This is a genomic window from Methylomonas koyamae (genome assembly GCF_019669905.1).
Lineage (GTDB): Bacteria > Pseudomonadota > Gammaproteobacteria > Methylococcales > Methylomonadaceae > Methylomonas > Methylomonas koyamae.
The window spans coordinates 4,787,618-4,801,412 of sequence record NZ_AP019777.1 but is presented as its reverse complement, the minus strand read 5'-3'; the positions used below and the strand labels follow the sequence as shown (position 1 = coordinate 4,801,412).

Below are 13,795 nucleotides of genomic sequence, written 5' to 3'. Positions count from 1 at the left end.
TGGCATTCGGGCAGCGGGGGAGGACGTTCATTTCGTTTTACATCGTCTCGACCAAAATTCCGCCACGCCATGACCGCCACTAACGACCTGCAATTTTCCCTGGACTTCGTCGACGACGACGCCTTGTCCGGCTTTCGCTTGCAACGCCTGGAAGTCTATAACTGGGGCACCTTCGACGGCCGGGTTTGGGTCTTGCATTTGAACGGCCGCAACGCGCTGTTGACCGGCGACATCGGTTCCGGCAAATCGACGCTGGTCGATGCGGTGACCACTTTATTGGTGCCGGCCCACCGCATCGCCTACAACAAGGCCGCCGGCGCCGACGCCAAGGAGCGCAGTCTGCGTTCCTATGTGTTGGGCCATTACAAATCCGAGCGCAACGAAGTCAGCGGCAGCGCCAAGCCGGTGGCCTTGCGCGGCGACAACAGTTATTCCGTAATATTGGGCGTGTTCCATAACGCCGGCTACGACCAGACCGTGACGCTGGCCCAAGTGTTCTGGATCAGCGACCGTCAGGGCCAGCCGGCGCGGCTGTTCGTCGGTGCCGAACGGGACTTGAGCATCGCCGCCGACTTCGCCGATTTTGGCAGCGACATCGGCCAATTGCGCAAGAAGCTGCGCGGTCTGGGCGCCGAGTTGCACGACAGCTTTCCGCCCTACGGCGCCTGGTTTCGCCGCCGCTTCGGCATCGACAACGAGCAAGCGCTGGAATTGTTCCATCAAACCGTATCGATGAAATCGGTCGGCAATCTGACCGACTTCGTGCGCAGCCACATGCTGGAACCCTCCGAAGTGGAGCCGCGCATCACTGCGCTGATCAATCATTTCGACGACCTGAACCGCGCCCACGACGCGGTTTTGAAGGCCAAGCGGCAGATGAGCCTGTTGACGCCGCTGGTCGCCGATTGCCAGCGCCACACCCAACTCAACGAGCAAACCGAAACCCTGCGCGCCTGCCGCGAAGCCTTGCGGCCGTTTTTTGCAGGCCTGAAGCGGGGCTTGCTGGAAAAGCGGCTGGCCGGCTTGGACGAGGAATTGGCCAGACAGAATACCCAACTCGAGCGGCTGAACCAGCGCAAGCGGCAACAGCAACTCGACGAGCGCGAATTGCAGCGCAATATTGCCGCCAATGGCGGCGACCGTATCGCGCAATTGGGCCTGGAAATTGAGCGCCTGCAAGACGAGCTGGCGCGCCGCCGCGACAAGTCCGGCCGTTACCAACAATTGCTGCAAAGCCTGGATTTGCCGGCACCGGCAGACGCCGAAGCCTTTCTGGCGCAGCAAATGCGTTTCACTGAGCTGCGGGAAAGCGCGGAGGTGCGCGAAGCCGATCTGCAAAATCAGGCCAACGAAATCGGCGTGGCCTTCGCCCAAGGCCGTAGCGAGCACCAGGACTTGCAAAACGAGCTGGCCAGCCTGAAGGCGCGGCGCAGCAACATCGAAGATACGCAAATCAAAATGCGCCAGGCGCTGTGTCGGGCGCTGAATCTGGCCGAGGACGAGATGCCGTTTGCCGGCGAATTGATCCAGGTGCGCGACGAAGACAAGGATTGGGAAGGCGCCGCCGAACGGCTGTTGCGCAATTTCGGTTTGTCGCTGCTGGTGCCGGATGCGCATTACGCGGCGGTGGCCGATTGGGTGGAGCAAACCCATTTGCGCGGCCGCCTGGTTTACTTCCGGGTCAGGCCGGGCCTGCGCGGCGACTTGCCGGAGCTGCACCGCGATTCGTTGGCACGCAAACTGGCGATCAAACCCGATTCGGCGTTTTACGATTGGCTGGAGCGCGAGATCGGCCACCGCTTCGACGTGGCCTGCTGCGCGACCCAGGAGCAATTTCGCCGCGAGCAAAAAGCCATCACCCGCGCCGGCCAGATCAAGGCGCCCGGCGAACGCCACGAAAAAGACGACCGCCACCGCCTCGACGACCGCAGCCGCTATGTGTTGGGCTGGAGCAACGCCGCCAAGATCGCCGCGTTGGAGAACAAGGCCAAGCTGTTGGAAAAGCAGCTAGCCGATTTAGCCGGCCGTCTGGCCGACATCGCCAAAGCGCAAACCACGGTCAAGGCGCAATTGGAAACCTTAACCAAGCTGGGCGAATACCGCGATTTCCGCGAACTGGACTGGCAACCCTTGGCCGCCGACATCGCCGCGCTGGACGAAGAACGCCGGCAACTACAGGCGGCTTCCGATTTGTTGCAGCAACTCGGCGCACAGCTAGCGGCGGTGCAAGCCGCGTTGCTGGAAACTGAGCGGGCCTTGAGCGACAAAATCAAGGAAACCGGCGCCACCGAACAACGCAAACAGGCCGCCGAGGCGCTGTTGGCGCAAACCGCCGACATCTTGAACGAAGCCGGCGATGCGCACGCCGCGCAATATCCTGCTTTGGAAGCGCTACGTAGCGAAGTGCTGGCCGAGCGGCAAGTCACGGTGGAATCCTGCGACAACCGCGAGCGCGAGATGCGCGATTGGTTGCAGACCAAAATCGAAAACGAGACCAAACGGCTCAATTATTTGCGCGACAAGATCATCGACGCGATGCGTGGCTATTGCGCGGCCTTTCCGTTGGAAACCCAGGAAGTCGATGTCGGCATCGGCGGCGCCCACGAATATCAAACCATGTTGGAAGCTTTGCAAGGCGACGACCTGCCGCGCTTCGAGGCCCGTTTCAAGGAATTGCTCAACGAAAATACTATCCGCGAGGTCGCCAACTTCCAGTCGCAACTGGCCCGCGAGCGGGAAACCATCAAGGAACGCATCGCGCTGATCAACGAATCCTTGACCCAGATCGACTACAACACCAACCGCTTCATCGTGCTGGAAGCGCAACCGACGCCGGACGCCGACGTGCGCGACTTTCAAAGCGAGTTGCGCGCCTGCACCGAGGGCGCGCTGACCGGCTCCGACGACGAGCAGTATTCGGAAAACAAGTTTCTGGAAGTCAAAAAAATCATCGAGCGCTTTCGCGGCCGCGAGGGTCAGGCCGAGCAAGATAGGCGCTGGACCGCCAAGGTTACCGACGTGCGCAATTGGTTCAATTTTGGCGCCAGCGAGCGCTGGCGGGAAGACGGTAGCGAGCACGAGCACTATTCCGACTCCGGCGGCAAATCCGGCGGCCAAAAGGAAAAACTGGCCTACACGATCCTGGCCGCCAGCCTGGCTTATCAATTCGGTTTGGAATGGGGCGCGGTGCGTTCGCGCTCGTTCCGCTTCGTAGTGATCGACGAGGCCTTCGGCCGCGGCTCGGACGAATCGGCGCAATACGGTTTGCGGCTGTTCGAAAAGCTCAACCTGCAATTGCTGATCGTCACGCCGCTGCAGAAAATCCATATCATCGAGCCCTATGTCGCGGCGGTCGGCTTCGTGCATAACGAGGAAGGACGGGCGTCCAAATTGCGCAATCTGAGTATCGAAGAGTACCGCGCCGAACGCGCGGCGCGCGGCGGATGAGCAAGCCGGTCTGGACCTTGCCGGCCGAGTTGCGCGCCGAACTGGACAAACGCTGGCAGCGCGGGCAAATCCTGGCGGAAAGCCTGGCGCCGAGCGGATTGTTTCCGCTGCGTATTCCGTTAAAGTCACCCAGCCCGGCGCAATTGGCCGCCGATTTTGCCGCCGCGCAGGTTTGGGTCGAACATTGGTTGGCCGTTGAGGCCAAGCATTTTGCCATCGAATGGCGGGACATCAATCATCGGCTGTCGGGGCGTAACCGTTTGCCGGCGGCGGTGGTTTTCGACAAGCCGGACGACGCGGCGGCGTATTTGAAAAATGCCAAGGAATTGGCGATTTTCGGACAGTTGGCGGCATCGCTGCTTGACGATTTCGCTGCTTTGCGGCCTTGGTTATTGAAATATCCGTTACGTGCCTTGGAGCACGCCGATGAATGGCGGAAATTGTTGAGCGTGGTCGGCTGGGTCGTCGAGCATCCGCGGCCAGGCATTTATCTACGCCAAATCAGCTTGCCCGGCATCGACAGCAAATTCATCGAAAGCCGCAAAAAGTTGCTCGGCGAATGGCTGGATTTGCTGTTGCCAGCAGCGGCGATCGATTCCACACAAACCGGCGTCGCCGGCTTCGAGGCGCGCTACGGTTTTTTGGCGAAGCCGGCGACGATTCGCTTTCGCTTGCTGGATAGCCGACTGCGCATCGCCGGCTTGAGCGATCTGACGGTGACCGCCGGCGAATTCGCGACGCTGAATTTGCCTGTACGGCGGGTATTCGTCACCGAAAACGACATCAACGGCCTGGTGTTTCCGCCGTTTGCCAATAGCATGGTGATCTTCGGCCGAGGCTACGGTTTCGATGCCTTGGCGCAAGCCGAATGGTTGAAGGATAAGGAAATTCATTATTGGGGCGACATCGATACCCACGGCTTTGCGATTCTGAGCCAGTTTCGCCAATACTTTCCGCAAACGCGCTCGTTATTGATGGACGAGGCAACCTTGCTGGCGCACCGCGCGTCTTGGGTTGCGGAAACCACTCCGAGCCGCGCCGATTTATCCGGTTTAACCTCCGCGGAAAGTGCACTGTACGACGCACTGCGCGATAACCGTTTCGGCCAAAACCTGAGGTTGGAGCAGGAGTATGTCGGTTTCGACCGTTTGCAGTCGCGGCTCGAAGGATTGCGCCGGGGGCCGACATAGCGAGTGCAAGGGGCAAAACCGGGCCGGGTAATTTGTGGGAGTATCGATCCGATGCTAGCATTTCGAGACAATAATCTCGGACCACATTGCCGCGGAGGCCCTACATGCATTCGGACATTCAGGACGTTTTCACCCAGCTTCACATCGACATCGCCCGCAATTCCACGGACGATTTCAATTTGTTTCACGATCCGCACAAATGGCAGCGGATCAAAGACAATCCGTTCGGCGGGCCGATTTCGCTGGGGTTTCAGTTGGAGTCTCTGATCGAAGGCAGAATCGCCCGGTTCCGCGCCGGCCGGGAAGAGGCCGGTTTAATCGGGCAGCATGCGCTGCATTTCAGCAACTACCAATTTTCCTTCGCCAACGCGGTCAAACCCGGCCAGATTTTGCAGGTCGAGATCAAAGACAGCCAGTTCAAAACCGAACCCGAGCCGGTATTAAGCAACCGTATCGTGGTCAAGGCCGACGGTAACCTGGCGTTGATGGGCTATAAAAAAGAAACGGCCGAGCCGCTGTTTTTGCCGAATCCGAATCTGGCAAGGATAGGCGAATTGAAAATCCAGCCCGACCGCTGCTTTTTGCCGAACGGCTTTTTCCTGAAGCGCAAATTCATGATGACCAGTAACGCCAAGAATTTTCTGTGTGCGTCGCTGCGCGACCAAACCGAGTATTTCGACGAGTTGCAGGATAAAGTCGAGTTTCCGGAAATGTTCCCCTGTGCCTTGCTGTCCAGCGCGCTATTGGAAAAAGCCCTGAAATGGCTGCACGATTTCGAGCGCAATCCGATGGTCTATACTTCCCACAAAATCAGTATCGATCGGCGCTTGCTGGCGCAACTGCGAAGTAACGACGCGTTGCATATTCTGATCAAGCCCGCGCAGGACGCTGCCGCCCACGATTTCGGCGATCTGAAGGCGACTCCGCTGGATTACGAATGTTACGGATTGTTCGGCTCGGGCAACCTGGTGTTGTTCCGCGCCTTGATTTCGTTAACGCCTTTGGAATTGATCACTAAAGCGATGCACAAATGACGGTGGGCAATTCCGTGGAAATTTTTTCAAGGAGAATCAATGAAAGTGTTTTTGACGATGTCGCTCTTGTTGCTCTGCGCCTGCCAACAAGAAGTTGCGACGTCGCCGAAACCGCGTCCGGCGGAGGTGGTTGAAGTCGGCGAACGCACCCGAGCGGCGCCGACCGTATTGGTCGGCGAAGTGCGTTCCCGTTACGAAAGCGGGCAAGGTTTCCGCATCGCCGGCAAAATCGTCCAACGCTTGGTCGAACGCGGAGCCCTGGTCCGCAAAGGACAGGTACTAGCCAGGTTGGACGATACCGACACCAAGCTATCCGCGCAGGCCGCACAGGCCGAGCTGCGCGTGGCCGAGGCCGATTTGGCGCTGGCGCAGGCGGAATTGGACCGGCAGCGCCGCTTATTCGAACGTAAATTCGTTTCCGGCCAAGCCTTGGATATTCAGGACGCCAAATTCAAATCCGCCCAAGCCCGCGTCAAACAAAGCGCCGCCGAAGCCGCCGTCAGCGGCAACCAATCCCGCTATACCCAATTGCAGGCCGATCGCGACGGCGTGGTCACCGAAATCCGCGCCGAACCGGGCCAGGTGGTCGAGGCCGGCGAGGTCGTGGCGACGATTGCCGCGACCGACAGCCTGGAAGTAGCGATTTCCGCGCCGGAGTCGCATATCGGCGGCGTCGCCGTCGGCGCTGCGGCCGAGGTCAGGCTGTGGGCTTTACCGAATAAAATTTACCGCGGCTCGGTGCGGGAAGTGGCGCCGGCGGCCGATAGCGTGACGCGGACCTTTCAGTTGCGGGTAGCCTTGCCCGCCGCCGATGCCGACGTGCATCTGGGCATGACGGCCGGCGTCCGTTTCGACGCCGCCGCCGAGCAGGCCTGGTTGTTGCCGTCCACCGCCGTGACCCAGCGCGACGGCCGCAGCGTAGTCTGGGTGGTCGATCCGGCGACCGGCGCCGTGACGCCGCGTCCGGTGCAAACCGGCCCGTTCCGCGAGGACGGCACCGTTGTCAACCAGGGCTTACAGAGCGGCGAGTTGGTGGTTGCCGTCGGTGCTCAGACGCTGGTGCCGGGCCAAATCGTACAGCCAGCCCGAAGGGAACAGCCATGAACGGACGCTTCAACCTGTCCGAGTGGTCGTTACGCCACCCGGTTTTGGTGTTATATGCCTTGTTGGCGTTGACCTTGATCGGCGCCGTTTCCTACAGCCGGCTCGGCCAATCCGAGGATCCGCCGTTTACCTTCAAGCTGATGGTGGTGCGTACCGGCTGGCCGGGCGCCAGTGCCCGCGAAGTCGAGCAGCAAGTTACCGACAAACTGGAAAAAAAACTGCAGGAAGTGCCGTGGCTGGACAATCTGCGCAGTTATTCGCGGCCCGGCGAATCGTTGATTTTCGTATTGGCCAAGGATTCGACGCCGCCGGCGGAAGTGCCGGATATTTTTTACCAGGTCAGGAAAAAAATTTTCGACATTCGCCATACCCTACCCGACGGCATCGAGGGGCCGACCTTCAACGACGAATTCGGCGACGTTTACGGCAACCTCTACGCCTTGGTCGGCGACGGTTACGATTATGCCGCACTGAAACGTTACGCCGATTCGGTGCGCGCCGAATTGCTGCGCGTGGCCGATGTGGCCAAAGTCGATTTCTTCGGCGAGCAGAAGCAACGGGTCTACATCGATTTATCCAACGCCAAATTGGCGACCATCGGCATCGACACCGCGACCTTGATTCGCACCTTGCAGACCCAGAATTTGGTGGCCGGCAGCGGCAGTTTCGATTTTCACGACGAGCATATCCGGGTCTCGGTCAGCGGCCGCTACGATAACCTTGACCAGTTGCGCGACCTTAGATTGCGCGCCAATAACCACGAATTCAGATTGGGCGACGTGGCCGGCGTCAGCCGCGGTTTCGAAGACCCGCCGCACGACCGGGTGCGTTACCGCGGCCGCGACGCCTTGTTGATCGGCGTATCGATGCGCGACGGCGGCGATATCATTCAGTTGGGCCGTAACCTGGATGCCGCAATCGGTACGGTGCAAGGCCAATTGCCGGTCGGGCTGGAGTTGCATCCGGTATCGTCGCAACCGCAGGCGGTACAGCGCTCGGTCAACGAATTCGTCAAATCGCTGGCCGAAGCCTTGGTCATCGTGCTCGGGGTCAGTTTGATGTCGCTGGGTTTGCGGACCGGCGTCGTCGTCGCGATCAGCATTCCGGTAGTACTGGCGGCGACGTTTTGGCTGATGCATTTGTTCGGCGTCGGTTTGCACAAGATTTCGCTGGGGGCGCTGATTCTGGCGCTGGGCCTGTTGGTGGACGACGCCATTATCGCGGTGGAGATGATGGCGTCGAAACTGGAACAGGGCTGGGAACGGACCCGCGCCGCGGCTTTTACTTATACCTCGACGGCAATGCCGATGTTGAGCGGTACCCTGGTCACGGCGGCCGGCTTTCTGCCGATAGCCACCGCCGCTTCGTCGACCGGCGAATACACCCGTTCCATGTTCCAGGTGGTGGTGATTGCGTTGCTGGTGTCCTGGTTGGCTGCCGTGGTGTTTGTGCCTTATCTGGGCTTCCATTTGTTGCCGGAAATGCGCGACGGCAAACGTCCGCAATCGGCTTTGAGCCGAATCCGGGCGCAATGGAAGAAAACGCCGCATTCGGCGCCGCAACACCATGACTTATACCAAACCGCGTTTTACCGGCGCTTCCGCAGTTTGGTGGAAACCTGTGTGATTTACCGCGGCTGGGTCATTTTGTTGACCGCGGCGATTTTTGTCGCAGCGCTTTTCGGCTTCAAGTTGGTCCAGCAGCAGTTCTTCCCCGATTCGACCCGGCCGGAACTGATCGTCGATTTACGGTTGGCCGAGGGCGCTTCCTATGCTGCGACCGAAAGCCAAGTAAAGAAATTGGAAGCTTGGCTGGAACGGCAGGACGGCATCGACAACTACGTGGCCTATGTCGGTAACGGCAGCCCGCGTTTTTATCTGCCGCTGGACCAGCAACTGGTGCAACGCAGTTTCGCGCAATTGGTGGTGCTGAGCAAAGGTCCGGCCGAACGCGAGGCGCTGCGCGTTAAATTGATCCGCTTGTTCGAGCAGGATTTTCCAAGTTTGCGCGGCAGCGTGTTGCGTTTGGAAAACGGGCCGCCGGTCGGTTTTCCGGTGCAGTTTCGCGTGTCCGGTCCGGATTTGCCGACCTTGCAGGCGATCGCCCGTCAGGTCGCCGACGTGATGCGCGCCAATCCGCATTTATCGAATGTGCAACACGATTGGGAAGAGCCGGTCAAAGTAGTGAAAGTCGATGTCGACCAATCCAAAGCCCGTTTGTTGGGGGTAAGCTCCGCCGACATCGCCAGTCTAGTCAACGGCGCCTCGCAGGGTTTATACGTTAGCGAGTTTCGCGAAGGCATCGAACGCATCGATTTGCTGGTACGCGGCACCGCTGCCGAGCGCAAGCATTTGTCGCGACTGGAAAACCTGATGATTCCGTCGGCGGACGGTCACAGCGTGCCGCTGTCGCAGATTGCCAAGCTGGAGTACGGTTTTGAAGAGGGCGTGATCTGGCGCCGCAACCGCTTGCCGACCGTGACGGTGCGCGCCAATCTGTATGGGACGATTCAGGCGCCGGTGGTGTCGGCCCAGGTCGAAAGCCAACTGGGCGATATCGTGCGGCAGTTGCCGCTCGGGTACCGTTTGGAAGTCGGCGGGGCGGTGGAGGAATCGGCCAAGGGCGGCGCATCGGTCGCTGCCGGCATGCCGCTGTTTTTGTTCAGCGTGCTGACGGTATTGATTATCCAGTTGCAAAGTTTCTCGCGGGTGGCTTTGGTGTTGCTGACGGCACCGTTGGGCATGATCGGCGTGACCTTGTTCCTGCTGGCGTTCCGGCAGCCGTTCGGTTTTGTGGCGATGTTGGGCACCATTGCGTTATCGGGCATGATCATGCGCAATTCGGTGATCCTGGTCGATCAGATCGAGCAGGACAAGCGCGCCGGGCGTTCCGATTTCGAAGCCATCGTCGATTCGACCGTACGCCGGTTCCGGCCTATCGTGTTGACCGCGGCGGCGGCGATTCTGGCGATGGTGCCGCTGACGCGCAGTGCGTTTTTCGGGCCGATGGCCGTCGCCATCATGGGCGGTTTGACCGTTGCCACCATTTTGACCTTGTTGTTTCTGCCGGCGCTGTATGCCGCCTGGTTTCGGGTCGCAGTCCCTGGTGCACAAACCGAATCTTGATTCGTATTTTCCATTTCGACCGTTCGTGGCCGAAGGCTACGAACGGTCCCTTAGTCTTACCGGTTCAAATATCTAATTTTCGGATAACCATATGCCGATATAGCATTAATAGTTTGATCGCTTGCGCTGGCATAATGCAGCCGTTATCGAATTTTACGAATTGAACGGGTAAAAAATGAATTTGATGTATACCTTGTCCGGCTTCGGGGTCGGTTTGCTGGTCGGCATTACCGGCGTCGGCGGCGGCTCTTTGATGACGCCGTTATTGGTGTTTTTGTTCGGCTTCAAACCGGCGGTTGCAGTCGGTACCGACCTGCTCTACGCCTCGATCACCAAAACCGCCGGCGTGTTCGTCCATCACGGCAAGCACGGCTCGGTGGATTGGAAAATCGTCGGCTGGCTGGGGCTGGGCAGTTTGCCGTTTGCCTGCGCGACCTTGTATGTCTTGAAAAACCTGATGGCGGTCGGTAAGGAAACCACCGGTGCGATCACGTTCACTTTGGGCGTGGCGCTGCTATTGACGGCATGCGCCTTGTTGATACGCAGCTTTTTGCTGCGCAAAGCGGCCAAGCAGCAAATCGACGACGACCATAGTACGCAGGATAACAGCGGCCGGTTTTCGCCGCGCTGGGAAAAAATCGCCACCGTAGCTACCGGTGCCGTATTGGGCGTGTTGGTGACGCTATCCTCGGTCGGCGCCGGTGCTCTGGGTACCGTGGCGTTGCTGTTTTTGTACCCGAAAATGTCGACCTTGAAAATCGTCGGTACCGATCTGGCGCATGCGATACCGCTGACCGCGGTGGCCGGCCTCGGCCATTTGAGCCTGGGCAATTTCGATCTGGACTTGCTGATCAGCTTGTTGTTGGGATCGGTGCCGGGTATTTGGATCGGCAGCCATTTGAGCGCCAAAATTCCGGAGCAAGTGTTACGGCCGGTGTTGGCGACCTTGCTGCTGGTGATCGGCACCAAATTCGTGATGCAGTAACGTTGCCGGCCAGGGCCGCTGGTTTCATGCCGCAGGGCGCGCCTTGAGGCGAGGCGGTCACAAACCCCGTTGCAATAACTTCAAGGCATTGGCAAATTCGGCCTTAAGGCGGTAGACCTGAGCCGGCCGGTGAGCGCCGCCGGCTTCGGTTTGCCCCGCTATTTCCTCCAACACCCCCAGTTCTTCCATTTTTCGGCGGAAGCTGACTTTATTCAGCTTCTCGCCCAGACAGGCTTCGTAGATTCTTTGCAGCTTCGGCAACGTGAAGCGTTCGCCGGCCAAGTGGCAGGGTAACGACGAATATTGCGATTTGTTGCGGATCCGCTCCACAGCGGTATCGATAATGTCGTTGTGGTCGAAGGGTAAGCGGCGCAAGGCATCGACCGGGCAAATGGATAGTCCTGGGTGATTTGCCTGCAACAGCAATTCGGCGTCGACCAACGCAAAATAAGCGATCGAAATCGACCAGCCCCTGGGGTCGCGGGCGCAGCCGTCGAAGGTGCGCAATTGTTCCAGGTAAGGCGGAGTGACTCCGGTTTTCCGGCGCAAGATGCGTAGCGCCGCATCCAGGCTATCGCGGTCGGCATCGGCCTGGATGTAGCCGCCCGGCAAGGCATCCAGGCCGGCGTAAGGCTCGTGTTCTCGTTTCGCCAAGGCCACGCTCAATTGCTGCTGTTGAATCGTCAGCAGTACCACGTCTATCGTTGCAATCATCCGCTCGGACATAGGGAAGTTTTCCGTCAGGCGTTTAGTAACAAAATGTGAACTATAAATATATAAGCCATATTTTATAAATGTTTTAACCTATCTTAATAGTTGCATTTTGTAACTAATAGGAATAGGCTAAGCCTGTCTCGAATTTTTGGCCGGAGCAGGTTTATGCACACGATCCAATTGTTAGTCATCGACGCCCAGAACGATTTTTGCGACCGCCCCTTCGGCAGTCTGTTGCCGGCGTTGCCGGTTCCCGGAGCCTACCAGGATTGTTTGCGCCTGGTCCGGCTGATAGATCGGCTGGCGGACGCGATCGATGCGGTTGTCGTCACGCTCGATTTGCACCACAGTATCGACTTGGCGCATCACACGATGTGGCGCGACGCGAACGGTGCCGTGCCGCCGCCGTTTACCCAGGTCACTGCGGCGGACCTGCGCAGCGGCCGTTACCGTGCGCTAACGGCGCAAATATCCGCCGATGCCGAGCGTTACGTTTTGCAATATCTGCAAAATCTGGAGCAACAGGGCTTGGCGTTGACGTTATGGCCGCCGCATTGCCTGGTCGGTTCGCCGGGCGCGAATTTGAATGCCGAACTTGCCGGCGCGCTGCAACGCTGGGAGACCAGGCGCTTAACGCCTATCGATGTTATCGAAAAGGGCTTGAACATCTGGACCGAGAACTTTTCGGCGCTGAAAGCGGTAATTCCCTACCCCGGCGATGCCGATACCGATTTGAACCGGCACTTGCTCGATCTGTTAGCCGGTTCGGATTCGGTTTGGGTGGCCGGCCAGGCCAGTAGCCATTGCGTCAGGCAAACCATCTTGGATTTGTTGCAATACGGCCCGGCCGATATCGCCGAGCGCTTGACGTTGCTGACCGATTGCATGAGCCCGGTTCCGGGTTGCGAATTCTTGGCCGAGCAATTTTTTAACGATGTGCGGCAACGGGGCGTCCGTTTGGCCGCCAGCAGCGAAATCGGCCTCGTCCGGCCGTAACGGAGAAAAACTATGGCCCCTATCGTCAAAAGCCTGTTGGAAAACGACTTGTATAAATTTCCGATGTGGCAAACCATGCTGCATAAACGCCCGGAAGCCACGGCGGAATACGGTTTTGTCTGCCGCAATACCCCGGAATATCCGTTGGCCGAACTGGTTGCCGATGTCAAATTCGAATTGGAGCAGTTGTGCGAACTGCAATTCGGCGAGGACGAACTCGAGTTTTTGAGTGGGCTCAGTTACTTGAAGCCCGACTTCATCGAGTTTTTATCGCTGTTCCGCTTCAAACCGAAATATCTTAAGGTCTATGCCGAGGGCGAGCGGCTTAGAATCGATGCCGCCGGCCCGCAAGTCCACGTGATGAATTTCGAGATTTTTGTTTTATACATCGTCTCGGAGCTGTATTTCCGCCGCTTCGATCAAGCCGCTTTGCTGGCCGAAGGCCGCTGCCGTTTGCAGGAAAAAGTAGCCTTACTGAAAGCTTTCGCTGCACAGCCGGCCGCAACCCATCCGTTCGAGTTTTTCGATTTCGGCTTGCGTCGCCGGGCCTGGGGTAGTTGGCAGGAAGAAGTGGTGCGGACCTTGTCGACCGAGGTGCCGAATTTGTTCAAAGGCACGTCGAACGTTTATCTGGCGAAAAAATACGGCCTGAAACCAATCGGCACGATGGCGCACGAGTATCTGCAGTCTTACCAAGCGCATATCGTGCGTTTGCGCGAGTTCCAACGCACGGCGCTGGAGGATTGGGCGCAGGAATTTCGCGGCAATCTGGGTATCGCTTTGACCGACACCATCGGCATGGATGCTTTTTTGCGCGATTTCGATCTGTATTTCGCCAAATTGTTCGACGGTTTGCGCCACGATTCCGGCGATCCGGCGCTGTGGGGCGAAAAAGCCATCGCCCACTACCAATCTCTGAAAATCGATCCGCATACTAAGCGTCTAGTGTTCTCCGACGGTTTGGACATAACCAAAGCCATCGCGCTGTATCGCCAATTCGCCGACCGGATTCAATTGGGATTCGGCATCGGCACGAATTTGACCAACGACCTCGGCGCCAAACCGTTGAATATCGTCATGAAGCTGATGCGCTGCAACGGCGATCCGGTCGCCAAGTTGTCCGACGCGCCGGGCAAGACCTTGTGCGACGATCCGACCTTCGTTGCCTATTTGCGCCAGATCTTCAACCACTACGTATGA

At 58.5% G+C, this 13,795-nt stretch carries 9 protein-coding genes; 8 read left to right on the top strand and 1 reads right to left on the bottom strand.

All coding sequences use genetic code 11. The annotated features are described in order from the left end of the window. Positions 1-69: 69 nt before the first annotated feature. The 6 genes from MKFW12EY_RS21605 (at position 70) to MKFW12EY_RS21580 (ending at position 10,885) form a co-directional block, all read left to right on the top strand. A complete protein-coding gene (locus MKFW12EY_RS21605) occupies positions 70-3,447 on the top strand; it encodes an ATP-binding protein (RefSeq protein WP_221053746.1) in 3,378 nt (1,125 codons plus the stop codon). After that, positions 3,444-4,637 carry a Wadjet anti-phage system protein JetD domain-containing protein gene (locus tag MKFW12EY_RS21600; RefSeq protein ID WP_054759684.1) on the top strand — a complete coding sequence of 398 codons (1,194 nt, stop codon included), beginning with the start codon at positions 3,444-3,446 and terminating at the stop codon, positions 4,635-4,637. Before MKFW12EY_RS21605 ends, MKFW12EY_RS21600 begins: the two co-directional genes overlap by 4 nt. 104 nt (positions 4,638-4,741) lie before the next feature. Next, the gene (locus MKFW12EY_RS21595; RefSeq protein WP_054759682.1) at positions 4,742-5,671 is read left to right on the top strand and encodes a hypothetical protein; all 930 of its coding nucleotides are present in this window, start codon (positions 4,742-4,744) and stop codon (positions 5,669-5,671) included. 39 nt (positions 5,672-5,710) lie between these two features. Then, the gene (locus MKFW12EY_RS21590; RefSeq protein ID WP_245006386.1) at positions 5,711-6,775 is read left to right on the top strand and encodes an efflux RND transporter periplasmic adaptor subunit; all 1,065 of its coding nucleotides are present in this window, start codon (positions 5,711-5,713) and stop codon (positions 6,773-6,775) included. Next, positions 6,772-9,900 carry an efflux RND transporter permease subunit gene (locus MKFW12EY_RS21585; RefSeq protein ID WP_221053745.1) on the top strand — a complete coding sequence of 1,043 codons (3,129 nt, stop codon included), beginning with the start codon at positions 6,772-6,774 and terminating at the stop codon, positions 9,898-9,900. Before MKFW12EY_RS21590 ends, MKFW12EY_RS21585 begins: the two co-directional genes overlap by 4 nt. A 175-nt stretch (positions 9,901-10,075) precedes the next feature. After that, positions 10,076-10,885: a sulfite exporter TauE/SafE family protein gene (locus MKFW12EY_RS21580; RefSeq protein WP_054761356.1), complete on the top strand. Its 810-nt coding sequence runs from the start codon at positions 10,076-10,078 to the stop codon at positions 10,883-10,885. 57 nt (positions 10,886-10,942) lie between these two features. On the opposite strand, the gene MKFW12EY_RS21575 is transcribed toward MKFW12EY_RS21580, so the two are convergent. Further along, on the bottom strand, positions 10,943-11,611 hold the full coding sequence (locus MKFW12EY_RS21575; RefSeq protein WP_054761354.1) for an NUDIX hydrolase: 669 nt from the start codon (positions 11,609-11,611) through the stop codon (positions 10,943-10,945). 153 nt (positions 11,612-11,764) lie between these two features. On the opposite strand from MKFW12EY_RS21575, the gene MKFW12EY_RS21570 reads away from it, so the two are divergent. Then, positions 11,765-12,595 carry a cysteine hydrolase family protein gene (locus MKFW12EY_RS21570; RefSeq protein WP_221053744.1) on the top strand — a complete coding sequence of 277 codons (831 nt, stop codon included), beginning with the start codon at positions 11,765-11,767 and terminating at the stop codon, positions 12,593-12,595. 12 nt (positions 12,596-12,607) lie between these two features. Next, entirely contained in the window at positions 12,608-13,795 is a 1,188-nt protein-coding gene (gene pncB, locus MKFW12EY_RS21565; protein WP_054761346.1) for a nicotinate phosphoribosyltransferase, read from the top strand.